This window comes from Mycetocola sp. Y171, assembly GCF_056713165.1.
In genome coordinates this window covers 589,164-612,808 of the sequence record NZ_JBWYGX010000002.1, presented here as the reverse complement: position 1 = coordinate 612,808, position 23,645 = coordinate 589,164, and the positions used below count along the sequence as shown (strand labels likewise).

Sequence of the window (23,645 nt, the reverse complement as noted above, 5' to 3'; positions counted from 1 at the left end):
GCGGAGTTTGGTCAAGGCAGCGACTCTCGTCGCCGATTCGGGGTACGGTCGGACGTGTGGCGAAGAAAGCAATGAATACTGCGGCCGGACCTGTCAAGGCCGCGCCCGCTCAGTCAAACGTTCGCACGGCCCAGGGAATCGGAAGGATTCCCGTACTCGGCCTCTCCCCTGTCGTATCCTGCGGCCGATGGCCCGCTCGCGGCTTCGTCGGTGAGGTGATCCCCTTCCGCGCGACCGCGTTCAGGGAAGGTCATGACGCAATCGGGGTGGAGCTGCTGCTCACCGACCCCGCCGGCGTGACGACACGACATCCCATGCATATCATCACCGCCGGACTCGACGATTACGAAGCCCTCGCCCGAGTCGACAAGCAAGGCACGTGGACATTCAAGGTCCGCGCCTACTCCGACGATTTCGAGACCTGGCACCACAATGCCGCGATCAAGATCCCAGCAGGGCTGGACGTCGAGCTGATGTTCACGATCGGAGCCCAGCTGCTGGAGCGTGTCTCCGCCGAGGCCTCCCGTCCGGCAGACGAGCGCGCATACCTGGCGCAGAAGGCCGCGGTCCTCGCCGCGACGGATGCCCCGCTCGATGAGCGCACCGCCGTCCTCGAGGACGCACGCCTGCACGACATCGCCAGGCGGCGGCCGATGACGACGATCTCGAGCGTGTCCGAAGAAGCGGTGGTCCGCGTGGAGCGGACGCGCGCAGGCCTGGGTTCCTGGTACGAGTTCTTCCCCCGGTCAGAAGGAGCGAAGAAGAATGCGGACGGGTCCTGGACGTCCGGGACGTTCCGCACCGCTGCCAAGCGCCTCCCCCCCGTCGCCGCGATGGGCTTCGACGTCGTCTACCTGCCGCCGATCCACCCGATCGGGAAGACCTTCCGCAAGGGCCCCAACAACACACTCACCCCCGGCCCGCACGACCCCGGCTCCCCCTGGGCCATCGGTTCTGCCGACGGTGGTCACGACGCCATCCACCCCGAACTCGGGACGGTCGCGGACTTCCGCTACTTCCTCGGCCAGGCCGCGAAGAACAACATCGAGATCGCGATCGACCTGGCGCTGCAGGCCTCCCCAGACCACCCCTGGGTCACCGAACACCCGGAGTGGTTCACGACCCTCCCCGACGGCACCATCGCATACGCGGAGAACCCGCCGAAGAAGTACCAGGACATCTATCCGATCAACTTCGACAACGACCCGGAAGGCATCCGTGCCGAGGTGCTCCGGATCGTCCGGTACTGGGTCTCTCTCGGGGTGAAGATCTTCCGCGTGGACAACCCGCACACGAAGACCGTCGAGTTCTGGGAATGGCTCATCGCCACGGTCAACGCCGAGGACCCCGATGTCATCTTCCTGGCCGAGGCCTTCACCCGCCCGGCCATGATGCAGGCTCTCGCACGGGTTGGCTTCCAGCAGAGCTACACCTACTTCACCTGGCGGAACACGAAGGAGGAACTCGAGGAGTTCTTCACGACGATCAGCAGCGAGACGGCCGACTTCCTCAGGCCCAACCTCTTCGTCAACACCCCGGACATCCTCACCGAATACCTCCAGTTCGGCGGGCCGGCCGCGTACACGATCCGTGCAGCTCTCGCGGCTACCGCTGCTCCGGTCTGGGGCGTGTACTCCGGATTCGAACTGTTCGAGAACGTTGCACGCCCCGGCGCCGAGGAGAACATCGACAACGAGAAGTTCGAGTTCAAGCAGCGCGATTTCGACGCCGCGGATGCCGCAGGAAGATCCCTGTCCCTGTACCTCGGGATGCTCAACGGGATCCGCCGCGAACATCCCGCGCTGGGGCAGCTGCGCAATCTGCACCTCCACTCGAGCGACGACGATTCGATCCTCGTGTACAGCAAGCACCTCGCCGCCGAGTTCACCGACAGCGGCGAATCCGACACAATCCTGGTCGTCGCGAACGTCGACCCGCACTCGGTGCGGGAGACCACGGTACACATCGACAGTTCCGCGTTCGGCCTCGGACCAGGGACCCCGTATCAGGTCACCGACCTCATCACCGGCGCGAGCTGGACGTGGGGCGAGCACAACTTCGTGCGCCTCGACGCGTTCACCGAACCGGTCCACATCTTCCACGTTCAGGAGGCCACTCAGTGACCGATCCCACCACACCCGCAACGACTCCTTCACAGAGCACGACCCCGCCGAAGGCAGCCGCCGCCAAGGCGACACCGCTGACGCAGGCATCCGCGCCCCAGGCGCCGTCGCAGCACGTCCTCGACTCCGTCGCCACCGGCTCGTACTACGACCCGCACTCCGTCCTCGGACAGCACCCGTACGGCGACCGGACCGTCGTCCGCACTCTCCGGCCGCTTGCCCGGACGGTCACGGCCATCCTCGACGGCGGCGAGAGGGTCGAACTCAGCCACCTGCACAACGGCATCTGGGAAGGCAAGCACTCCGCCGGCTTCCCCGACTACGCCGTCGAGAGCGACTATGGCGACGGTGTCCTCTGGACCACGGATGACCCGTACCGGTTCTCCCCCACCATCGGCGAACTCGACCTCCACCTCATCGGTGAAGGACGCCACGAGCAGCTCTGGGAGGCGCTCGGCGCGCACCTCGTCGACCACTCCGCCGGAGGCGCAGCCGTCGCGGGCACCGCGTTCAGCGTGTGGGCACCGCACGCGCAGGCCGTCCGTGTCATCGGCGAGTTCAACGGCTGGGACGGGCGCCTTCACTCCCTCCGCAACATGGGGCCGACGGGCGTCTGGGAGCTTTTCGTTCCCGGGCTGGCCGCAGGAACCCTGTACAAGTTCGAACTGCTCGGAGCCGACGGCAACTGGGTCCGCCGCGCCGACCCCATGGCGCGTTTCACCGAGACGCCGCCTGCGACGGCATCCGTCGTCGGCGAGTCCAGCCACGAATGGGCGGATGCCGCGTGGATGGATCACCGCGCAGCCACAAACCCGCACGACGGACCGATGAGCATCTACGAGATGCACCTCGGCTCGTGGCGCCCAGGACTCGGCTATCGTGACGTCGCGGACCAGCTGATCGAGTACCTCCGCGCCCTGCACTTCACGCACGTCGAGTTCATGCCCCTGGCGGAGCATCCGTACGGCGGTTCGTGGGGATACCAGATCACCGGGTACTTCGCCCCGACGAGCCGGTTCGGCCGCCCGGACGACCTCAAGTACCTCATCGACCGACTGCACCAGGCCGGCATCGGCGTGCTCATGGACTGGGTGCCAGGACACTTCGCGACGGACGAATGGGCGCTGGCACGTTTCGACGGCCAGGCGCTGTACGAGCACCCCGACCCTCGCCGCGGAGAGCACAAGGACTGGGGCACGTACATCTTCAACTTCGGCAACAGTCAGGTGCGCAACTTCCTCGTTGCCAACGCCCTGTACTGGCTGGAGGAGTTCCACGTCGACGGCCTCCGGGTCGACGCCGTCGCCTCGATGCTCTACCTCGACTATTCGCGCGAAGAGGGCGAGTGGTACCCGAACGAGCACGGTGGCCGCGAGAACCTCGAGGCCATCAGCCTGTTGCAGGAGGCGAACGCCACCGCATACAAGCGCAACCCGGGCGTCGTGATGATCGCTGAGGAATCCACCAGCTGGCCGGGCGTCACCGCTGCGACATCAGCCGGTGGTCTCGGTTTCGGCATCAAGTGGAACATGGGCTGGATGCACGACTCGCTGCAGTACATCAAGCACGACCCGATGTATCGCTCGTACCACCACGGCGAACTCACCTTCAGTTTCGTCTACGCGTTCAGCGAGAACTTCCTCCTGCCGATCAGCCACGACGAGGTCGTGCACGGCAAGGGGTCGCTCCTCTCGCGGATGCCTGGGGACCACTGGCAGAAGCTGGCGAACATGCGCGTGTTCCTCGCGTTCATGTGGGCCCACCCGGGCAAGCAACTGCTGTTCATGGGTTCGGAGTTCGGCCAGCCGTCCGAATGGTCGGAGGCCCGCGGCCTCGACTGGTGGATTCTCGACCAGCCCAGTCACCAGGGCCTGTTCAGCCTGGTCGGCCAGCTCAACGGCCTCTACGGCGAGAACTCGGCGCTCTGGGCCCGCGACAACGACCCGGGCGGTTTCGAGCTGCTCGACGGCGGCGACTCGGCCAACAGCGTCGTGTCGTTCCTGCGCAAGGATCACGACGGGAACACCATCGCGGCCCTGTTCAACTTCTCCGGCGCGCCGGTCGGCCCGTACCGCGTCGGCCTGCCTGAGTCCGGCGAATGGGAAGAGCTCCTCAACACGGACGCCGCCGAGTTCGGCGGCTCAGGTGTCGGGAACTACGGCACTGTCGTCGCCGTCGACGAGCCGTGGGCGGGGCGCCCGGCCTCGGCCGAACTGACCCTCCCGCCGCTCGGCGCCCTCTGGCTCAGGCGCCGCCGGTAGGACGCCCGCACGCGAAAACACCCGCTTCGGTCGAGAGCATCAGTTGCAACTGATGTCCTCGACCGGAGCGGGTGTTCTCGTTGGCGTCCGGCGCTAGAAGAGCAGGTTCGTCAGTCGCGCACGAGCGCGGACGACCCGCGGGTCGTCCAGCCCGGCGACCTCGAAGAGCTCGAGGAGTCGCGTGCGGATGGTGTTGCGTCCGTCGGCGTCAGCGCCCTCGAACAGTGTCAGCAGCCGGTCGAAGGCGTCCTCGACGTGACCGCCGGACAGGTCGAGGTCGGCGACGTCGAGTTGCGCGTCGAGGTCGTCCGGCCCTGCGGCACCCGCTGAGCGGATCTTTTCGATCGTCTTCCCCTGCAGGCGATCGAGAAGGCTCACCTGGGCGAGCCCTGCGACGGCCATCTTGTCCGTGGGGTTCTGTGCGATCGCGGTCGTGTACGCCCGGATCGCCCTCGGATAGTCGCCCTGCTCGATGGCGTCGTACGCCTCGGCGTGCAGCGGCGGCAGCGGTGGTTCGACCGGTTCCTCGGCTTCGACCGGTACCCCGGAGACGGATGCCGCCCCGGTGACGCCGCTCTGCGCGGCGGCCTCGAGCACCTGGTCGAGTACCTGCCTGACCTGGTCCTCAGGAAGCGCGCCTGCGAACAGCTGCAGGGGCCGCCCGCCGATGAGCGCGACGGCGGCGGGCACCGACTGGACCTGGAAGGCCTGGCGCAACTGCAGGTTCGCCGTGACGTCGACGGTGACCAGAAGGAGCCGGCCGCCGTAACTCCGCACGATCGTCTCGAGCTCAGGTGTCGGCGAGCCCGCCCACAGGTCGACGACGATCGGCACGTTCATCGACAGGTCGAGGAACTGGCTGAAGTTGGCGTCTGTGCCTTCGAGCACGAGCGAGGGAACGTCGACGGCGGCGCCTGGCGCGGGTGCCACCCCAGGCCCTGCAGACGCTGCGGGGCCCGCTGGGGCGCCCGGCTGGTTCCGGTTCACGAGGCTGGAGAGATCGACGGCGCCGCGCAGGTGTTCAGCGGCCGGCTGGATGCCACTCATCAGAGTTCCGCCGCCTTCGTCAGGCCCTGGCTGAAGCCCAGCAGGCGGATCTTCTCCGTGCTGCCGGCGGGCGGGACGTAGAACAACAACTGGTCACCGTAGGTCGACTGCACACCCTTCTCCGTTTCTGTCACACCGCTCAACGCCGCTACGGCGCCGGCGAGTTTGATTTTCGCACCGGCCTCGACCGGTTTCACCACTTCGGTCTCCACGATGTTCACCGCGACGATGGCGCCCGACTCGTTCGTGGCAAGCGCGATGGGAGACATCGTGCCTGCTGCCGTCGAGAACTCGATCGTCGCGGTCGTGGGGAGGGCCTTCTTCTTCGCAGCCCTGTCGGCGGTGATCGCCGTGCGCAGGGAGTCTCCCTCGGCGTCGAAGAGATCGAAGTACTCGCTCTCCTCGCCCTTGGTGATCACGTCTGCGTATGCAGCCGCGAGCTGGTCGGGCGGAAGCACCTGGAACGTCGAGTCAGGCGGAAGCTGCGCCGTCCCGATCGTCGCAGGGGCGACATCCGGGATCTGGGCGTCCGGTTCGAGCCGGACCGCCGACTGGATCTCGTAGTTGGCCCTCGGGCTCTCCTGAACGAGCACGATGGCGGTCGGAGCGATGGTCTCGTCCGACTGGTCGTGGACGACCGTCATGACGGTGCGCGGCCAGGTGTCCGTCGCCTGGGGCAGGGTGAGTCCGCCTGGCGCCGCGGGGATCGGGGTCGGCAGTGCGAAGTCCGTGATCGTGCCCCGAATGGCGTAGTTGGCCGTGCGCTCATCGAGCGCGGGCCCGGCGAACCGGGTGCCTGCGAGTGCCGGGTCGAGCTCGGCGTCTGCTTCGAGGGCGACGCCGGAGATCCGGGCAACGATGCGTTCGAGCTGCGGGGCGGTCACCGCGGGGGCCGGCTGGTCCTCGTCTGGGATGACGTCGGTGGGCGTCGGCGTGGCGCTGGGGTCCCCCGTACCGGAAAGATCGGGCCAGAACCCAGCCGAACAACCGCTGAGTGCCAGTGACGTCACCAGCACGACCGGCACGACCGCGATCATCGACTTGCGGCTCACACGCTTGCGTTTCGGGGCGCTGCCGTGCTGCTTGTCTGACTTGTACCTGGACGGCTTCGGCACCTTGGGCATCTTCTCCATTCCCGGTCCTGCGGAGATGCTCTTCCGGCGAGGGCCGCGGGACTTGCGCATGTGGTGGATGCCGAGGAGGTAGAGCACGAGGCCGCCGATCAGCAGGATGATGCCGCCGACGATCAGCGGGCCTGCCCACGGCGTCGCATTGTTGAGCGGCCAGGAGACCTGGACGGTGTCCGGTGCCGGGTCGGTGCCGTTCGAGGCGATGATCACGGAGACGTCCTCAGGGACGCTGATGGTCGCGAGGACGGCGCCTTCCTCGGCGTATTCGGCGAGCCACAGGTCGCTGCCTGCGGGGTCGGCCAGTGCTTCTGCCGCCGCCTGCTCCTCCTCGGTCAGGGGCTCGCCGTCCTCTCGCGGGTCGGTGTCGTCGGCGTCGACGACCTCGGGGGTGACGACGGATGCCGTGAGGCTCCCCTCTTCCGCCGTGTCGACCGAGAGTTCGTTGTACGACGACCCGTCCAGCCATGCGATGACGTCGGCCGTCCTGCCGTATGCGAGGAAGACATCGTCCGCTCCGGAGACGGTCAGCGATTGCTGCCCCGGCTGCGACGCCAGCTCCTCACCGCTGATGACGGTGTACGGCAATTCGCCTTTCACCGTCGTCTCGACGGCGTAGGTCGACGGGCCGAGGAAAACCGTGCGTTGGGCGATGCCCAGCACGATCATGGTCGCGGCGACCACAAACGCCAATATCGCAAAAACGAAGCGCACTACATCTCCTTCTGGGTTGCGACCGCAGGGGCGGTGCACCCGCAAATCCTCAGGATTCCGGGCCGGTAGCAACAGGACAGACGTTTCAGCGTAGTCGAAATCCCTGAGAGGCCGCTTAATGCGACCACCCGCCCTCGTGCGATGCTGTCGCGCGCCCACTGGCCAGTACGATTGGCTGACGTTGTGCGATGGAGGATCTGCAAGTGAAGATTTCGAACCCGTTCCGGGTCGGCCTGATCGGCACTCTCGGTGTCGGGCTCGGGCTGCTCATCATCGTCTCGGTGATCAGCCTGCAGACGATCCTCAGTTACATCGGCGCTGCCATCTTCATCTCGCTCGGCCTCGACCCGATCGTCTCGTGGCTCGAGAAGAAACGATTCCCCCGGTGGGCAGCACTCGTCACCGTCATCGTCGGCGTGCTCGCCCTCTTCGCCGGGCTGGTCTGGATGGTCGTGCCGATCATCATCGACCAGATCTCCGAGCTGATCAGGATCATTCCAGGATTGCAGGCGCAATTCCAGGACTATCCGCTTGTGGAGGTCCTCTCCGACCAGTTCCCCGGCATCGACGTGCGGGCGATCATCGAGGACGCAGGCAATTTCCTCACCGACAACATCACGAACATCAGCTCGGGCGCCATCCAGGTCGTCCTGGCGATCGGCTCGACCTTCTTCGGCGCGTTGATCATCCTGATCCTCACCATTTATTTCACGGCGTCCCTCGGCTCGATCCAGCGTGGCCTGTACCAGCTGATCCCCGCAACGCGTCGTGAGCGTTTCGCCGACCTCGCCGAGCAGATCACCGATTCCGTCGGCCGCTACGTCATCGGCCAGGTCAGCATCGCAGCGTGCAACGGCATCCTGAGCTTCATCTTCCTGTCGATCATCGACGCGCCGTTCCCGCCAGTGCTCGCGTGTATCGCGTTCTTCTTCTCGATGATCCCCCTCGTCGGAACGCTGACCGGGTCGATCATCATCACGCTCGTCTGCCTCATCCCAGGCCTGGGCTCGCCCGTCACGGCACTCTGGGCTGCGATTTACTACCTGATCTACATGCAGGTCGAGGCGTACGTGATCAGCCCGAATGTCATGAAGCGGGCGGTCGCCGTGCCCGGCGCTGTCGTCGTGATCGCCGCTCTCGCCGGCGGTGCGCTGATGGGACTCCTCGGAGCGCTCATCGCCATCCCGACGGCCGCCGCGGTCCTGCTCATCATCAAGCAGGTCGTGATCCCGCGGGCCAACGAGCTCTAGTCAGGCGACGCAGCGAACCTAGGCCCACTCCGTCGGCAACGGCAGCGCCTGGGGGTTCACGGCCCGCACGATCTCCTCGAGCACGCGCCTGGTCTGGTTCTCCCCCACCCACAGGTGTTTCCCGCCCTCGACGGGGATGAGGGTCATGTCCGGAACACTCGCGAACCGTTCAGCAGCCTCATCAGGCCGCAGGTAATCGTCGAACTCGGGGATGATCGCGATCAGCGGGCGGTCGTGACCGTGCCACGCGGCCACATCATCCGCCTGGGCCCGGTGCAGCGGCGGCGACAGCAGGATGGCCCCGTCGATGGGGTGTGCTCGACCGTATTTCAGGACGAGTTCCGTCCCGAACGACCAGCCGACGAGCCACGGGTGCGGGAGTCCTCGTTCGGCGACGAAAGCCATCGCGGCGTCGACATCGTGCTCTTCTGTGACGCCGTCGCCAAAGATTCCCTCGCTCTTTCCGCGCGGCGACGCGGTTCCGCGGGTGTTGAACCGCAGCACGGCGATGTCGGCCAGCGCGGGTAGCCTGGCCGCGGCCTTCCTGAGGATGTGGGAGTCCATGAAGCCGCCCGCGGTGGGCAGCGGATGCAGCGTGACGAGCGTTGCGGACGGCGTCCGGTCGATCGGGGTCGCCAGCTCGCCGACAAGGGTCAGGCCGTCTGCCGTCTCCAGCTCGATCTCCTCGCGAAGGGCGGGTAGTTCGACGCCGCCTCGGATCTCCAGGGTCATGGCATCCTTCCTATCCGATTCGCCAGCAGTGCGTGTGCCAGTGCCTGCGCGACGCGAGGTCGGCAGCATCGCCGAGCACCCCGTCAGCGCGCCAGATCACGAGGTGTGCCGTTCCGCGGGCAACGGTGAGCGAGCAGGCGGGGCAGACGTAGTCCTTGACCGCTTTCGCCGCGCTCACGGGCTGCACGTGCCATTCGGCTCCTCGCCGGGTCTCCGTACGTTTCCAGCCGCTCAGCAGGTGCGACAGGTCGTCGGCATCGTCCCGTTCGGGCCGGGTGCCGCGTGGTCGGTTGCTTCGGGGCATGAATTCATCCTAGGCAGAACCGCGTGGATGCGGCCTGCTCGCCACAGTGTGGCTCAGACGCCGCCGGGACGCGCGCGTGGAACGAGGGGCGGCTCAGTACCAGCCGACGGCCTGCGAGTGTCCCCAGGCGCCGCACGGCGTGCCGTAGCGACCGCTGATGTAGCCGAGGCCCCACTCGATCTGGGTCGCCGGGTTGGTTGCCCAGTCGCTGCCTGCGCTGCCCATCTTGCTCCCAGGGAGCGCCTGCGGGATGCCGTAAGCACCGCTCGACGGGTTCGCCGCGTTCACGCGCCAGCCGGATTCCTTGTTCCACAGGGCGACGAGGCAGGAGAACTGGTCCTCTCCCCATCCGCGGGCGAGGACCATGTCGTGCGCGATCGCCTGCGCGGAACCCGGGTCCGCCGTCACGCGAGGAAGCGAGCTTCCGCCACTGGATTTGCTCTCGGTCTTCTCTACGACGGGCTCGGGCGGCGGGGGCGGCGGAGCGGCGATGACGCTGTAGCCGTCGCGGGTGAAGCTGTTCTCGTACGCACCGCTGACCGCGAGTGCCTGAGTGTCCTTACCGTCGTATCGCGCGGCGACCTGGAAGTACGGCGACGCAGTGGCGCCAGAGTACGGGTCGACCACGTTCACGGCGACAACGGCAACGGCCGCGGTGAAGGCGAAGAGGAAGAGCGTGAACGGGCTCCGCGATTTGGGTCTCTCAAAAGCCCTTCTGACCTTCGGAGCTGGAGCAGAGGACTCGAGTTGCGCTACATGTTTACCCACGATTCGACGATTTTAGCCCAGAACAGGGGCAGAAGCGAGCCGACGGGCGGGCGCGTCACCGAACGGCGAGCATGACCTCGGTCACAGCGTCGAGCAGAAGATCGACCTGTGACTCGACGTAACCTCCGCGCTGAGCCCGGAATACCGCGGTTCTCACCGTGTCGGCGCTGATCGGTGCACCCGTCTCGAAATACGCCTTCAACCGCAGAGCAATTGCATCGACATCTTCGACCCGATACCCCTGTGCGAGGACGCTCGTGCGTGAAAAACGGTGCCCTTCGGGGCGATTGAGGCGGTTGAGGATGACCTGTGCGGTCTCCCGCGCCGAGCTCAGCCACTCCCCCTTGCCGCGCTGGGCGAATGCTCGCTGCCGTTCACGCAGCGCGAAGGCATCCTCGAGTCGTTCGAGTGCGGCATCGACCGCGTGGGTCGCGTACCCGCCACGGGCGAGCGAGAACGATGTCCGGCGGATGTCTGCTGCGGTCATCACGGGCGGCTCGCTGTCATCGAGATCATATGCGGCGCGCGCAGCCGCCAGGAACGCATCGACCTGTTCGCGGTTGTACCCGCGAGTGCGGCCCTGTGCGGTGGGGAATGTCGTGCTCACCGGTTCATCCTTTCAGCCTCTGGCTCACGTGTCGTCGCCGCGGTCAGCCGGCGATGGGTGCCCCGCTGAAGAGCAGGAACAGTCCGAGCGCGATCGGCGCAGACGGCAGCATGGAATCCAGCCGGTCGAGGAAGCCCCCGTGCCCCGGCAGCCAGGAGCTCATGTCCTTGATGCCCAGGTCGCGCTTGATGAGCGACTCGGTCAGGTCACCCATGGTCGCGGTACCGAGGATCGCGAGGCCAAGGATGATGCCGACCCACCAGGTGCTGTGCAGCATGAAGATCGCGAGCAGGACACCGGCGACGACAGCGGTGAGTGCCGCTCCTGCGAAGCCTTCCCAAGTCTTCTTCGGGCTGATCAGCGGCGCCATCGGGTGCTTCCCGAAGTTCAGGCCGCTGACGTATGCGCCGATGTCGACGGCGATGACGATGATGAGGAACGCGAGAACCCACCATTGCCCTTCCGGCTGGCGAAGGAGGATGATCGCGAAGCTGGCGAGCACGGACACGTACACCTGTACGAAGACTGCAGAGGACAGGTCGCGGATGACGTCGAGGGTACGGCGGTGAGCGTGGTGCGCCATCTGCGCGATCAGACGCCACGCCAGAATGAAGACGACGACGCCGACGAGTACGGCCCAGCGGGCCGCGGGGTCGAGGAAGTAGCCGGATCCGACGATGGCGAGGCTGCCGAGAATCGCAGGCCACACGTCGACCGCTCGGCCGGCCTGGCGAAACGCGTGAACGAGCTCGAACACGGTGAACGCGACGATCGCGCCGGTGAAGAGAACGAAGAGTTCCTTGACGACGATCAGGCTGAACAGCATCCCGAGACCGAGGCCGAGGCCGATCACGGTCGCGAGAACGAGGTTCCGCCCGGCACGCGCCTCGATCCGGGCGTTCGCTTCATCGAGCTGGGCGCGCTTGGCACGCACCTGGCGTTCGATGTCATCGCGCCGCGACTTCAGCTGCGCGGAGATGTCATCGCGCCCGCCCCGTCGCAGACGGAAGCGGCGACCGGGTGCACCGGTACCATCGTCGGGGTCAGTCACTGCCGCACCCAGGTCTTCCGTTCACAGGGTTCGGTCCTAGATCTCGAGAAGCTCGGACTCTTTGCGTTTCAGGGCGTCGTCGATGGCGTCGATGTGGCTCTTCGTGAGCTGTTCGAGCTCTTTCTCGCCGCGGGCGACATCGTCATCTCCGACCTCGCTCTTGAGCGCGTCGAGGTCGTCCTTGGCCTTGCGACGGATGTTGCGGACGGACACCTTGGCGTCCTCGCCCTTGTTCCGCACGATCTTGACGTATTCCTTGCGGCGCTCAGCCGTCAGCTCGGGCAGGGTGACCCGAACGATCGTGCCGTCGTTGGTCGGATTCGCACCGAGGTTGGGAACGTCGCGGATGGCCTGCTCGATTTCCTTGAGCGCGGTCTTGTCGTACGGGCTGACGATGATGGTGCGCGCTTCGTTGTTCTGGAGCGAGGCCAGCTGGTCGAGCGGGGTCGGCGTCCCGTAGTAGTTCACCAGGATCTTCTGGAACATCTGGGGGTTGGCCCGGCCGGTGCGCACGGTGGCGAAGTCTTCCTTGGCCACATCGACTGCTTTGCCCATGCGGGTTCCAGCGTCGGTCAAAACATCCGCGATCACGGCGACTCCTTCTTGTTGCGTGGTGTACCCCACCCATTCTAGATGGGCGGGTGGCGCTGGCCTCTGCTCGAGGCCCTAGTTGCTGACGAGGGTGCCGATGCTCGCGCCGAGGATGGCCTTGGTCACGTTGCCCGCCGGTTCCATTCCGAAGACCTGCATCGGCATGGCATTGTCCATGCACAGGCTGAATGCGGTCGAGTCGACGACCTTGAGGCCCGTCTGCAGGGCTTCCTGGTAGGTGATCGTGTCGATCCGGGTCGCGGTGGCGTCGAGTTTCGGGTCGGCCGTGTAGACACCGTCGACGCCGTTCTTGGCGAGAAGGACGATCTCGGCGTCGATTTCGAGGGCACGCTGGGCGGCGACGGTATCGGTGGAGAAGTAAGGCAGGCCTGCGCCGGCACCGAAGATGACCACGCGGCCCTTCTCGAGGTGGCGCTCCGCGCGGCGCGGAATGTACGGCTCAGCGACCTGGGTCATGGAGATGGCCGACTGGACTCTGGTCTCAGCACCGGCCTGCTCGAGGAAGTCCTGGAGCGCGAGGGCGTTCATCACGGTGCCGAGCATGCCCATGTAGTCGGCACGACCGCGGTCCATTCCACGCTGGGAGAGTTCGGCTCCGCGGAAGAAGTTGCCTCCGCCGACGACGATCGCCACTTCAACGGTTGCGGATGCTTCCGCGATTTCACGCGCGATCTGGCTGACGACATCCGGGTTCACACCGAGTGAACCGGCGCCGAAGGACTCTCCTGACAGTTTGAGCAGAACCCTGCGCTTCTTCGTGGCTGATGACATCCGTTTATCGTCCTTTCGTGGACCCCTGACAAAACTACTGTGTGCCGGCTCGCGGTTCTATGAAACACGTCGCGCACATGAAAAAGGAGTCCGGATCACAATGTGATCCGGACTCCCAAGGCGAACCTACGCGCCGACCTTGAAGCGGGCGAAGCCCGTCACGTCGAGCTTGGCATCGGCCAGAACCTTCTTGACCTGGACCTTGCTGTCGCGTGCGTAGTCCTGTTCGAGCAGGGCGACCTGCTTGAAGAACCCGGTCAGGCGACCTTCGACGATCTTGGGCAGTGCAGCCTCAGGCTTGCCCTCGTTCTTCGAGATCTCGGTGACGATCTCGCGCTCCTTGTCGACGATCTCGGCCGGTACGTCCTCACGGGTGAGGTACTGCGGGTCGAACATCGCGATGTGCTGCGCGACGGCGCGAGCCGTCTCAGCGTCATCTCCCGAGTAGCTGACGACGACGCCGATCTGCGGGGGCAGGTCCTTCGACGTCTTGTGCAGGTACGTGGCGAACTTCTCGCCGGAGACCAGAGCGACGCGGCGGAGCTCGACCTTTTCGCCGAGGATCGCTGCTTCGTCGTCGATGAGCTGGGCGACGGTCTTGTCACCTGCAGGAGCGGCAAGCGCTTCCTCGATCGATGCGGCGCCCGAAGCTGCGACAGCGTCGAGAACCTTCTCGGCGAGGGCGACGAACTTGTCGTTCTTCGCGACGAAGTCGGTCTCGCAGGCGAGCTCGATCAGCGTGGTGGTCGCACCGTTGTCCTTGGCAGCGACGAGGCCTTCGCTCGTGGAGCGGTCGGCACGCTTCGCGTTGCCTTTCGCACCCTTGAGACGCAGGATCTCTGTGGCCTTCTCCAGGTCGCCATCGGCTTCGACGAGGGCGTTCTTGGTGTCGACCATTCCGGTGCCAAGCTGCTCGCGAAGAGCCTTGACGTCAGCAAGATTGAAATTTGCCATGGTTTGTTGCACTCCTCGTTCGGGTTAGTTGTTGTCGGCGGCCGGCTGCTTCTCAGCGTCGGTCGCTTCAGCTTCGAGGCGCTCTTCGGTCTTCTCGTCGCTCTCGACGGCGACGACCTCGACGGGTGCGTCTTCTGCGATGGCGGCGTTCTTCTCGGCAACCTCAGCGTCGGCGTCGTTCTGCTCGACCGGTGCTTCGGTGGCTTCGGTGCCGGCTTCGGCGCCGAGGAGCTCTGCTTCCCAGGCCGCGAGCGGCTCGACGGGGGCTGAACCCTCTTCGGGCTTCTGGTGGCGCTGGATCAGGCCTTCGGCAGCAGCGTCCGCGATGATGCGGGTAAGCAGGCCGACGGAACGGATCGCGTCGTCGTTACCCGGGATCGGGTAGGTGACCTCGTCCGGGTCGCAGTTGGTGTCGAGGATGCCGATGACGGGGATGCCGAGCTTCTTGGCCTCGTCGATCGCGAGGTGTTCCTTCTTCGTGTCGACAACCCACAGCGCCGACGGCGTCTTGGTGAGGTTGCGGATTCCGCCGAGCGACTTGTGAAGCTTGTCGAGCTCGCGCTTCTTGATGAGGAGTTCCTTCTTGGTGAAGCCGGACTTCGAGGTGTCCTCGAAGTCGAGCTCCTCGAGCTCCTTCATGCGCGCGAGGCGCTTCGACACCGTCTGGAAGTTGGTGAGGAGGCCACCGAGCCAGCGCTGGTTGACGTACGGCTGGCCGACGCGGGTCGCCTGCTCGGCGATCGCTTCCTGTGCCTGCTTCTTCGTTCCGACGAAGAGGATGGTTCCACCGTGGGCGACGGTCTCCTTGACGAAGTCGTATGCCTTGTCGATGAAGCCCAGCGACTGCTGGAGGTCGATGATGTAGATGCCGGAACGCTCGGTGAAGATGAAGCGCTTCATCTTCGGGTTCCAACGGCGGGTCTGGTGCCCGAAGTGCACGCCGCTGTCGAGCAGCTGGCGGATGGTTACGACGGCCATGAGCCGTTCTCCTGTTCTGACGCGCCCATACCGGGCAGGCGTCGATCGGTTGATTCGAAGCGGCCGACTGGCCGCTTGTCCTGGTGCCCGGCGCACGTCCGCCGATCTCCGGAGAGAAAGGACCGAGTGGATGTGTTGGCCGAATGGGCACGCGTAGTCACCCCGACATGCGGGATGCTTCCCCAATCATAACAGGAAGCCGCCGGTGTCCGGGTCCTTCACTCCCCCTGCCGGTCGGCGCGATTCTCCACCGTTCGAGGACGATCACGCTTCGGTGTGGACCGGTGCGGGAGGCTTGCCCGGATGAGAACCCTGTCACGCAACCGGAGGCATCCGATCGTCCTGATCCTGGCGGTCGCGGGTGTGCTCGCGCTGGTCGTGTTCGGGCCGGCACCCGCTGCCGCTGTCGGGCCGTCCGGGTCGACCGGGGTGTGGGAATGGCCGGTTGCTCCACCGCGTCAGCTGCTGAGGCCGTTTGTGGCTCCTCCGACGCCGTACGCTGCGGGCCACCGGGGTATCGACGTGGCAGCATCGCCCGGATCGACGATGTTCGCAGCCGCTGACGGCGTGGTTTCGTTCGCCGGTGTCGTGGTCGACAGGCCCGTTCTGTCGATACGGCATGCCGGTGGGTTCGTCTCCAGCATCGAACCGGTGGCTGCCGGCGTGGCGGCCGGAGACGCGGTCGGGGCAGGCCAGGCCGTCGGGGTCGTGGCATCCGGCGGCCACTGCGATGCCCGTTGCGTGCACTTCGGCGTGCGGCTGCACGGTGAGTACGTGAACCCGCTCGGGCTTCTCGCGACGATCGAACGGGCCGTCCTCCTCCCGTTGGGCCGGTAACTGACTCTGGGACGTTTCCCCGCGCAGCGGTACCGTGAGGGGGTGAAGGTGTCCCGGTTCCTGACAAGCGTTCGTCAGAGCCTCTGGCTCGTGCCCGTGGCCTGCGTGGCATTCGGCATCATCCTCTCGATGAGCACGATCGCTGTCGACCGATATTTCGACTACCAACTCGTTCCCGAATCGGTCGTGGGCGGCCCGGATGCCGCGATGGAGATCCTCTCGGTGGTCGCAGGGTCGATGATCAGCCTCGCCGCCCTCGTGCTGACCATCACCATGGTCGTGGTTCAACTTGCGATGGGCCAGTTCTCGCCGCGGATCGTGCAGCGCATCCTGCAGGACAAACCCAGCCAGTTCGCGATCGGGCTGTTCGTCGCCACGTTCGTGCACGCGATGCTGGCGCTCCGCGAAGTCGACCCCGGTGGCGGCGGCCAGGAAGGCACTGTCCCGGGCGTGGCCGTATTGACCGCATTCGTGCTGGTCGTTGTGAGCATCGCCGTCCTGGTCATCTATGTGCAGCACCTCGGCCAGACCCTTCGCGTTTCGGCACTCATCGAACTCGTCGGCGATGACACGCGCAAGCTGCTGGACCGTGTCTTCCCCGACAAAGGAGACGACGCGGAATCCATCGACAGCACCAACCCTGTGATCGTGTCCGCCAAATCGGGCGTCGTCACGACGATCGGTTATGCACACATCGTCGAAGTGGCGAGGCTGGCGGGATGCGTCGTGGAGCTGGTTCCGGAACTCGGCGAGTTCGTGCCGGCATCGGCTCCCCTGTTCATCGTGCGAGGCGACGCATCGACCCTCGACGACAAACGTTTGATAGAGGGAATCGTGCTCAAGTTCGAGCCGACACTCGATCAGAACGTTGCGTACGGCGTGCGGATGCTGGTGGACATCGCCGAACGTTCGCTGTCGGACTCGCCGTTCCAGGACCCGTCGACCGCAGTACAGGCCATCGACCGCCTGCACGACATTCTGCGGCAACTCGCCCGTCGCCCGTTCCCCGACGGTCGGTACAGTGACGAAGACGGTGAGCTGCGGCTGGTGGTGCGGGTGCTGGACTGGGACGGGTACGTTCACCTCGCTTTTGATGAGATCCGCATGGCCGGAGCCGGCTCTCCCCAGGTGGCGAGGCAACTGCGAAGAGCATTGCTCGATCTGAGGCGGGTTGCGCTGCCCGAACGCAGAGCGGTCATCGACGAGCAGATCGACCTTCTCACGACCGCCACGACGGTGGCAATGGATGACGAGCGCGACGCCAGGAGGACGTTCCTGGATGATGACCGGCCCGCAGGGCGCCCCGACGAGAAGTGATCCAGCCGGCTGCCTGGACGGACGCCATTTCGGGTCATGCCCGCGGGTGAGCCGTGCGGTAGCTCTCCTTCAGCCGCTCCATCGAGACGTGCGTGTATATCTGTGTGGTGCCGAGTGAGGCGTGGCCGAGCAGTTCCTGCACGGCACGGAGGTCTGCTCCTCCGTCGAGAAGGTGGGTCGCAGCGGTGTGACGGAGCGTGTGCGGGCCGGATGCCGTGCCTCCGGGGAGGCCGGCGAGGAGACGGCTGACGAGGTTGTAGACGCTGCGAGGGTTGAGCCGGCCTCCGCGGGCGCCGAGGAACACCGCTGGGGGTGGTGTTGTGCTGCGTGCGAGAAGTGCCGGGCGGGCCCTTCTGAGGTAGTCGACGATCGCTGAATGCGCGGGGACGCCGAACGGGACGACGCGTTCTTTCGATCCCTTTCCGAGCACCCGGACGGTGAGCCGGTCGAGGTCGAGGTCGTCGACGTCGAGGCCGCACAGCTCGGAGACACGGAGACCGCTGGCGTAGAGGAGTTCGATGAGTGCCGCGTCCCTCAGTGCGACGGGATCTCCGGTGCCGGCCTGTTCACTGAGCCGGTCGAGGAGAACGTCCATCTGGGTGCGCTGGACGACGTGTGGGAGCGAGCGTCCGGTCTTCGGTGACCGGAGTCTGGCTGCGGTGTCGACAGGGACCTCCCCGTTGCGTGCGAGCCAGGCCGACCAGCCACGTACAGAGGCGGACCGCCTGGCCAGGGTGGCGGAGCCGAGGCCCGCTTGCGACGACTGCCAGAGCCAGTCCCGCAGCAGCTCGAGGTCGACATCCGTCACCTCGTCGATGCCGCGTCCTGCCGCGAACGTCGTGAACGCGGCGAGGTCGGACTCGTACGCCCGGCTCGTGGCCTCCGAGTACTGGCGCTCGACGGAGACATAGTCCACGTAGCGCGCGACAGCCTGGGGGATCTTCACCCGTCCAGAATCCCCCATCGACGGCTGGTTCGGCCGCAGACTCACCCGCTTGCGGCCCAGCGCGATTTCGCGGAAGGCTGGGACGCATACGGTCAGAGAGGACCCACCGATGTCGATCACCGCCTTTGAGAGCATCACGCTGGACGGAGTCATGCAGGCCCCAGGCCGCCCGGATGAAGACCAGAGGGGCGGGTTCGTCCACGGCGGATGGGCTGCCGGGTTCCAGGACGAGGTGTCGATGCAGTTCGCCGGCGAGGGCATGTCCGGCGACGGGGCGCTCCTGTTCGGACACAGGACCTACAAGGACCTTCTGGGGTTCTGGACCACAACGGCAGACGCGAACCCGTTCACCGACGTGCTCACCCGCACACGCAAGCACGTCGCATCCCGGTCCGCCGACACGGTGCTCGATTACCCGGAGTCTGCTCTCCTCGCCGGTGAGGCCGTCGACACCGTCGGGGCGCTGCGCGAGGAGTCTGACCTCACCATCCTCGGAAGCGGTGAGCTCGTCCGGGCGCTGCACGCAGCGGGCCTCGTCGACAGGTACATCCTGCTGATCCACCCGATCGTGCTCGGCTCAGGGACCACACTCTTCGCCGACGGTGATCGCTCGGATCTCCGCCTCGAGCGGTCGGTCACGACGACCACGGGCGTGATCATCGCGCAGTACGTCACCTCTCGATAGACGACATCAGCCTGGCTGCGGCAGGTAGACCCAGCCGCCGCCCTTGCCGGCGACGAGATCATCGAGTTCGAGAAGCCCGAGCACCGACTGGACGGTGTCCACAGGCAACCCCGACCGGACGGCGATGTCTGGAGCGCTCCGCGGCGACCTCACGCTGAGGGCGTCGAGCACCCTGATTTCATCCGAACTGCGCTCCGCAGGTGTCGAGTCTGGCCCTGGTGGCACGACGCCTGCCAGTTCGGCCATCTCGTCGACGGTCGTGACGCAGACGGCGCCGTACTCCCGGATCAGACGATGGCATCCGGCCGAGGCAGCGCTCGTGATCGGACCGGGAACGGCCCCGAGCGGCCGGCCGATGGCCGCCGCGTGGCCCGCGGTGTTGAGTGAACCGGAACGCCAGCCGGCCTCGAGCACGATCGTCGCGTCGCTGACAGCCGCGATGAGCCTGTTGCGCTGGAGGAACCTCCACTTGGACGGCGCTCCCCCGCACGGCACCTCGGAAGCCACGGCCCCGGTATCGATGATCCGGTCGATCAGCGCCGAATGCCCGCTCGGATACGGGCGGTCGACACCACCGGCCAGGAACGCGACGGTCGTTCCCTGCGACGCCAGCGCGGCTCGGTGGGCCATCCCGTCGATACCGTACGCAGCACCGGACACGATGGTGAAATCACGGCCGACCAGACCGCTGGCAGCTTCCATCGCCACGTGCTCCCCGTACCCGGTCGCCGCGCGGGCGCCGACGAGCGCGACGGACCGGGTGGTGCGATAGAGCGCATCGGTCCGGCCACGCAACCAGAGCGCCAGAGGGGCATGCGCGCCGAGGTCGTCGAGGCGGGCTGGCCAGGCCGGATGGTCAGGGGTGACGAGGACGGCCCGGCACGTGGCTGCCAGGGTCAGCTGCCGCAGGGTCGCCCGCGAGTCCAGTCGAGGCAGCCAGCGTGCCGTCGCCCGCTCGAGCTGGGTGCCAAGAGCCTCCCGGTCGGCGGCAAAGTCGAGCACCGAGGTCATCTGATCCACGCTCCAGTGATCGACGAGCATGGTGAGCGCGGCGGACGCGCCGACGGCCGACACGAGGAATCCCGCGACGCTGTCGCCCGGTTCGGCGATCCCGCTCCACGCGGCGCGGGCGAAGCGCTCCGTCGGGTCGGTGTCCGTGTCGGTGCCCGCCGGGTCGACCCGAGCGATGCTGCTTCTCACCTCGGTGGCGTCGAGCCCGAACAGTGTGCCTCCTGGTCGGTGTGTCATCTCAGATCCCTTTCCTCAGGAACAGCGCCCGGCCGATCTGCGTGGCATCCGGCCGGTCCGTTCCATCGAGGTCGCACAGCGTCCATGCGACGCGGAGCACGCGGTCGTAGCCGCGCATGGTGATGGCGCCACGCTCAAGGGCACGGTCGATCGGCGCCGTGACCGATCGCGCCGGCTTCCTGTCGCCGCTGCGCAGCCACGGCCCAGGGACCTGCCCGTTCGTCGTCCACGGCGTCCCGGCCAGGCGCGCTGCGGTCCGCCGGCGTGCCTCGGCCACGACCCGTCGCGCTGCGTCACTCGTCAGCCGTTCCTCGTCCGCGGACACCGCCAGTTCGGCGGAGGTGATCCTCCGCACCCTCAACTGGATGTCGATGCGGTCCATCAGCGGCCCCGACACCCGGCCGAGGTAGCGCCGGATCGCGCTGGGAGGGCAGACGCAGGTGTTCTCCTTCGCACCGTACTGACCGCACGGGCACGGATTCGCAGCGAGCACGAGCTGGAACCTGCCAGGGAAGTGGGCGACCGCGTTCGCTCGATGAATGCTGATCGTGCCCGACTCGAGCGGCTGCCGCAGTGCGTCGAGTACATTCGCCTGGAACTCAGGCGCCTCATCGAGAAAGAGCACGCCGTGAGCCGAACGCGCCGCGGCGCCCGGCCGGATGACTTTGCTGCCCCCTCCGAGGATCGCCGCGGCCGTCGCCGTGTGGTGCGGGTTCTCGAACGGTGGGCGGAAGGCCAGGCCCCTGCCGACGCTCTGCCCGCCCAGGGAACGGATCGAGGTCACGTCGAGCGCCTCGGGCACGGTGAGATCGGGCAGGATCCCCGGCAATCGCGCGGCAAGCATCGTCTTCCCTGCACCGGGCGGACCCAGCATCATCAGGTGGTGTCCGCCCGCTGCGGCAACGAGCATCGCCTGGACGGCATCCTCCTGGCCCACGACGTCGGAGAGGTCGGGTTCCTGCTTTCCGGCGTCGGCTGGTTCCGGTTGCAGGATGGGGTCGACGGGGATCGGGTCGAGTTCGGCGCCGTGCCAGATCGCCGCCTCCCTGAGGGATGCGACACCCACGACACGGATGTCGGGGACCAGTCGCGCTTCGTCCTCGTTCCCGCGCGGAACCATCACTGTCGTCCTGCCCGCGCGCATGGCGGCGAGAACCGCTGGCAGGATCCCGGGGGTCGGCCGGAGCCGTCCGTCGAGGCCCAGCTCGCCGATGTGGACAACCCGGTCGATCGATTCGTTGGAGACCACCGCGTCTGCAGCCAGGCAGGACAGGGCGATGGCGAGGTCGAAACCAGAGCCGTTCTTCGGAAGGCTCGCCGGCGACAGGTTGACGGTGATCCGCTGGCCGGACAACCGGCATCCGGAATTCGTCGCCGCCTGCCGCACGCGGCCCTCCGCTTCGCCGAGCGACTTGTCAGCGAGGCCGATGATCACGAACCGGGGCAGCTGCGACGAGATGTCCGCCTCCACCTCGATGAGCGAACCTTCGAGGCCGAGGAGGGCAACAGACCAGGTTCGGCCGACCGGCATCAGAACACGCCCAGGAGGTGCTCGATCTGGGGCCGCTGCCCGCGCGGTGCGACCACGGCGATGGCGTCCAGACGGATGCGGGTCGCCGACGGGGAGTGCTCGGCGCACCACGCGCCGGCCAGGCCACGGAGGCGCGCGAGTTTCGACGCCGTGATCGCCTCGAACGGATGCCCGAACGCGAGGCTCGATCGTGTCTTCACTTCGACGAAGACGATCGTGTCGCCCCTCTCGGCGATGATGTCGATCTCGCCCTGCCTGCAGCGCCAGTTGCGTTCGATCAGGCGGTAGCCGGCATCCTCGAGGAAGTGAGCGGCGAGGTCCTCTCCCCTGCGCCCGAGCTCGTCCTTACGTGCCATGATCGCCTCCACCACCCGATGGTGTCGGACGAGTTGCGACAGGGACGCGGGCTCACCAGATCTGTGGATCCGCGCGACGGCGGCGCGAACTGTGGAGGGCTACTCCTCGTCCTGCTCCCCCAGCGCCCGCGCCAGCACGGCAGCCTCGTGCTGATGCCCGAGCACCTCGTATCCGATGACGATCACCGCCGGCGCAGCGGTCACCACGAGCAGGCACACGCCGAGCGATACCCCGCCAGCCGCCAGGACGACGGAGAGCATGAGAACGAGGACCGTTCCGACGAAAAGCCCGACATGAAACCGGTCGAACTCCCCGACCAGGAAGCTGTACAGCGCGAACAGCGACGCGCAGAAGATGAGCACGGGAACAGCAACGGCGAGCACCGCCCCGACGACGCCGATGTGCGCGACGTCTTCCACGACGTACGCGGCGACGTGCAGCCCCGCCCCCGTAGCCGCGATGGCGGAATACACCACCATGTGTCCGTACCCCCAGACCCAGCTTCGCCCGCGGTAGCGCGCCAGCAACGGGCCGGACGGGAGCACGAAATAGTTCCACCACATCCCGAACGTGATGCCGACCCCCGCAACGACGACGAGCACCGCCTCGACGCTCCAGCCCTGCTCGTCGACCACCGCGGCGACCGAGGCGACCGTTCCCAGAATCACTTCGCCGAGCGCAATGATCGTCAGCAGTCCGTATCGCTCGGCGATGTGGTGCGGATGCCACCCGAGGCCGCCATACCGGTACTCCGCTACGATCGGCCCCCCGACCTCGATCAGGTAGAGCACAGGCGCCACGACCAGAACGAGGGCGATCGATGTGTCCAGGACGGCCATGGCGATCCAGCCGATCTGGGCCACAGTGATGAACGCGGCATAGGTGAACGCCACATTGCGCCTGGCCGGGTCCTGTTTCGCTGCGCGCAACCACTGGGCCACCATGGCGATGCGCATGATCACGTAGCCGGAGACGACGATCCCGTTGTCCAGGTGCTCACCCTCGTCGATGGATTCGAAGACGGCGGGCAGCCCGAGCGCGAGCACAATGACGCCGATCATCTGCACCATTGTGGTGATCCGGTAGAACCAGTCGTCGGTGTCGTAGGCGGAGGCGAACCAGGAGAAGTTGATCCAGGCCCAGCAGATCGCGAACATCGCGAATGCGAACGCACCCAGTCCGGATGCCACGTGTCCCTCGGCGAGCAGGTGGGCGAGTTGCGAGCTCGCTGTGCCGATCGCGACGACGAAGGTGAGGTCGAAGAGGAGCTCGAGAGGGGTCGCCGTGCGGTGCGATTCCTTGGGGTCCCTCCCGGTCATCGGGATGAGACGATGGCTCAGCCCTCGCTGCTTCTGCGGGTCGGTGATCTCGGCCATGTGCACAATAGTGACACGCGTGAGGACCGGAATCGAGGCAGGAATCGGT

The 23,645-nt window shown here is 66.5% G+C and carries 22 protein-coding genes; 6 read left to right on the top strand and 16 right to left on the bottom strand.

The genetic code is table 11. From position 1 onward, the window contains the following. Window positions 1-71: 71 nt before the first annotated feature. A complete protein-coding gene (locus tag AC1M2K_RS12660; protein ID WP_480241739.1) occupies window positions 72-2,123 on the top strand; it encodes an alpha-1,4-glucan--maltose-1-phosphate maltosyltransferase in 2,052 nt (683 codons plus the stop codon). A 77-nt stretch (window positions 2,124-2,200) separates the two neighbouring features. Continuing rightward, window positions 2,201-4,384 carry a 1,4-alpha-glucan branching protein GlgB gene (gene glgB, locus AC1M2K_RS12655; RefSeq protein WP_480241738.1) on the top strand — a complete coding sequence of 728 codons (2,184 nt, stop codon included), beginning with the start codon at window positions 2,201-2,203 and terminating at the stop codon, window positions 4,382-4,384. Between the two features lie 93 nt (window positions 4,385-4,477). Here the strand turns inward: glgB and AC1M2K_RS12650 are convergent, their stop codons facing one another. Further along, window positions 4,478-5,431, bottom strand: coding sequence for a co-chaperone YbbN (locus AC1M2K_RS12650; protein WP_480241263.1), 954 nt, complete (start codon window positions 5,429-5,431; stop codon window positions 4,478-4,480). Beyond that, on the bottom strand, window positions 5,431-7,272 hold the full coding sequence (locus AC1M2K_RS12645; protein WP_480241262.1) for a DUF8094 domain-containing protein: 1,842 nt from the start codon (window positions 7,270-7,272) through the stop codon (window positions 5,431-5,433). The genes AC1M2K_RS12650 and AC1M2K_RS12645 overlap by 1 nt, the downstream gene beginning before the upstream one ends. A gap of 203 nt (window positions 7,273-7,475) precedes the next feature. Between AC1M2K_RS12645 and AC1M2K_RS12640 the strand changes: the two genes are divergently transcribed. Beyond that, window positions 7,476-8,522, top strand: a complete 1,047-nt coding sequence (locus AC1M2K_RS12640; RefSeq protein WP_480236783.1) for an AI-2E family transporter — start codon at window positions 7,476-7,478, stop codon at window positions 8,520-8,522. Between the two features lie 18 nt (window positions 8,523-8,540). Here the strand turns inward: AC1M2K_RS12640 and AC1M2K_RS12635 are convergent, their stop codons facing one another. The 9 genes from AC1M2K_RS12635 to rpsB form a co-directional block, all read right to left on the bottom strand. Continuing rightward, on the bottom strand, window positions 8,541-9,254 hold the full coding sequence (locus AC1M2K_RS12635) for an alpha/beta hydrolase (protein ID WP_480236784.1): 714 nt from the start codon (window positions 9,252-9,254) through the stop codon (window positions 8,541-8,543). A gap of 10 nt (window positions 9,255-9,264) precedes the next feature. Beyond that, window positions 9,265-9,558: a hypothetical protein gene (locus AC1M2K_RS12630; protein ID WP_480241261.1), complete on the bottom strand. Its 294-nt coding sequence runs from the start codon at window positions 9,556-9,558 to the stop codon at window positions 9,265-9,267. Between the two features lie 93 nt (window positions 9,559-9,651). Then, entirely contained in the window at window positions 9,652-10,326 is a 675-nt protein-coding gene (locus AC1M2K_RS12625) for an aggregation-promoting factor C-terminal-like domain-containing protein (RefSeq protein ID WP_480241260.1), read from the bottom strand. 55 nt (window positions 10,327-10,381) lie between these two features. After that, entirely contained in the window at window positions 10,382-10,933 is a 552-nt protein-coding gene (locus AC1M2K_RS12620; RefSeq protein WP_480241259.1) for a DivIVA domain-containing protein, read from the bottom strand. A gap of 43 nt (window positions 10,934-10,976) precedes the next feature. Next, the gene (locus AC1M2K_RS12615) at window positions 10,977-11,984 is read right to left on the bottom strand and encodes a phosphatidate cytidylyltransferase (RefSeq protein WP_480241258.1); all 1,008 of its coding nucleotides are present in this window, start codon (window positions 11,982-11,984) and stop codon (window positions 10,977-10,979) included. A 36-nt stretch (window positions 11,985-12,020) separates the two neighbouring features. Then, entirely contained in the window at window positions 12,021-12,575 is a 555-nt protein-coding gene (frr, locus tag AC1M2K_RS12610) for a ribosome recycling factor (RefSeq protein WP_480241257.1), read from the bottom strand. 75 nt (window positions 12,576-12,650) lie between these two features. After that, the gene (gene pyrH / locus AC1M2K_RS12605) at window positions 12,651-13,367 is read right to left on the bottom strand and encodes a UMP kinase (protein ID WP_480236790.1); all 717 of its coding nucleotides are present in this window, start codon (window positions 13,365-13,367) and stop codon (window positions 12,651-12,653) included. Between the two features lie 126 nt (window positions 13,368-13,493). Then, entirely contained in the window at window positions 13,494-14,321 is an 828-nt protein-coding gene (gene tsf, locus AC1M2K_RS12600) for a translation elongation factor Ts (protein WP_480236791.1), read from the bottom strand. 24 nt (window positions 14,322-14,345) lie between these two features. Then, window positions 14,346-15,299, bottom strand: coding sequence for a 30S ribosomal protein S2 (rpsB, locus tag AC1M2K_RS12595; RefSeq protein WP_480236792.1), 954 nt, complete (start codon window positions 15,297-15,299; stop codon window positions 14,346-14,348). Window positions 15,300-15,602: 303 nt separating this feature from the next. Here rpsB and AC1M2K_RS12590 point away from each other — a divergent pair, with 303 nt between their 5' ends. Beyond that, complete coding sequence (locus AC1M2K_RS12590; RefSeq protein ID WP_480241256.1) at window positions 15,603-16,136, top strand: peptidoglycan DD-metalloendopeptidase family protein; 534 nt, start codon at window positions 15,603-15,605, stop codon at window positions 16,134-16,136. Between the two features lie 42 nt (window positions 16,137-16,178). Beyond that, window positions 16,179-17,453 carry a DUF2254 domain-containing protein gene (locus tag AC1M2K_RS12585; RefSeq protein WP_480241255.1) on the top strand — a complete coding sequence of 425 codons (1,275 nt, stop codon included), beginning with the start codon at window positions 16,179-16,181 and terminating at the stop codon, window positions 17,451-17,453. Between the two features lie 34 nt (window positions 17,454-17,487). Here the strand turns inward: AC1M2K_RS12585 and AC1M2K_RS12580 are convergent, their stop codons facing one another. After that, the gene (locus AC1M2K_RS12580; RefSeq protein WP_480241254.1) at window positions 17,488-18,399 is read right to left on the bottom strand and encodes a tyrosine recombinase XerC; all 912 of its coding nucleotides are present in this window, start codon (window positions 18,397-18,399) and stop codon (window positions 17,488-17,490) included. A 109-nt stretch (window positions 18,400-18,508) separates the two neighbouring features. On the opposite strand from AC1M2K_RS12580, the gene AC1M2K_RS12575 reads away from it, so the two are divergent. Further along, on the top strand, window positions 18,509-19,084 hold the full coding sequence (locus AC1M2K_RS12575; protein WP_480241253.1) for a dihydrofolate reductase family protein: 576 nt from the start codon (window positions 18,509-18,511) through the stop codon (window positions 19,082-19,084). A gap of 6 nt (window positions 19,085-19,090) precedes the next feature. Here the strand turns inward: AC1M2K_RS12575 and dprA are convergent, their stop codons facing one another. From dprA to AC1M2K_RS12555, 4 genes are all read right to left on the bottom strand, one after another. After that, window positions 19,091-20,332 carry a DNA-processing protein DprA gene (dprA, locus tag AC1M2K_RS12570; RefSeq protein ID WP_480241252.1) on the bottom strand — a complete coding sequence of 414 codons (1,242 nt, stop codon included), beginning with the start codon at window positions 20,330-20,332 and terminating at the stop codon, window positions 19,091-19,093. 1 nt (window position 20,333) lies between these two features. Beyond that, complete coding sequence (locus AC1M2K_RS12565) at window positions 20,334-21,863, bottom strand: YifB family Mg chelatase-like AAA ATPase (RefSeq protein ID WP_480241251.1); 1,530 nt, start codon at window positions 21,861-21,863, stop codon at window positions 20,334-20,336. Then, on the bottom strand, window positions 21,863-22,219 hold the full coding sequence (locus tag AC1M2K_RS12560) for a YraN family protein (RefSeq protein WP_480241250.1): 357 nt from the start codon (window positions 22,217-22,219) through the stop codon (window positions 21,863-21,865). Before AC1M2K_RS12560 ends, AC1M2K_RS12565 begins: the two co-directional genes overlap by 1 nt. A 99-nt stretch (window positions 22,220-22,318) precedes the next feature. Then, entirely contained in the window at window positions 22,319-23,596 is a 1,278-nt protein-coding gene (locus tag AC1M2K_RS12555; protein WP_480236800.1) for a low temperature requirement protein A, read from the bottom strand. Window positions 23,597-23,645 lie beyond the last annotated feature (49 nt).

Coding starts and splice junctions, on each gene's coding strand:
- AC1M2K_RS12660 (WP_480241739.1), top strand. CDS start 72: ATGAATACTGCGGCCGGACCTGTCAAGGCCGCGCCCGCTCAGTCAAAC.
- AC1M2K_RS12650 (WP_480241263.1), bottom strand. CDS start 5,431: ATGAGTGGCATCCAGCCGGCCGCTGAACACCTGCGCGGCGCCGTCGAT.
- AC1M2K_RS12635 (WP_480236784.1), bottom strand. CDS start 9,254: ATGACCCTGGAGATCCGAGGCGGCGTCGAACTACCCGCCCTTCGCGAG.
- AC1M2K_RS12630 (WP_480241261.1), bottom strand. CDS start 9,558: ATGCCCCGAAGCAACCGACCACGCGGCACCCGGCCCGAACGGGACGAT.
- pyrH (WP_480236790.1), bottom strand. CDS start 13,367: ATGTCATCAGCCACGAAGAAGCGCAGGGTTCTGCTCAAACTGTCAGGA.
- tsf (WP_480236791.1), bottom strand. CDS start 14,321: ATGGCAAATTTCAATCTTGCTGACGTCAAGGCTCTTCGCGAGCAGCTT.
- rpsB (WP_480236792.1), bottom strand. CDS start 15,299: ATGGCCGTCGTAACCATCCGCCAGCTGCTCGACAGCGGCGTGCACTTC.
- AC1M2K_RS12590 (WP_480241256.1), top strand. CDS start 15,603: ATGAGAACCCTGTCACGCAACCGGAGGCATCCGATCGTCCTGATCCTG.
- AC1M2K_RS12575 (WP_480241253.1), top strand. CDS start 18,509: ATGTCGATCACCGCCTTTGAGAGCATCACGCTGGACGGAGTCATGCAG.
- dprA (WP_480241252.1), bottom strand. CDS start 20,332: ATGACACACCGACCAGGAGGCACACTGTTCGGGCTCGACGCCACCGAG.
- AC1M2K_RS12565 (WP_480241251.1), bottom strand. CDS start 21,863: ATGCCGGTCGGCCGAACCTGGTCTGTTGCCCTCCTCGGCCTCGAAGGT.
- AC1M2K_RS12560 (WP_480241250.1), bottom strand. CDS start 22,219: ATGGCACGTAAGGACGAGCTCGGGCGCAGGGGAGAGGACCTCGCCGCT.
- AC1M2K_RS12555 (WP_480236800.1), bottom strand. CDS start 23,596: ATGGCCGAGATCACCGACCCGCAGAAGCAGCGAGGGCTGAGCCATCGT.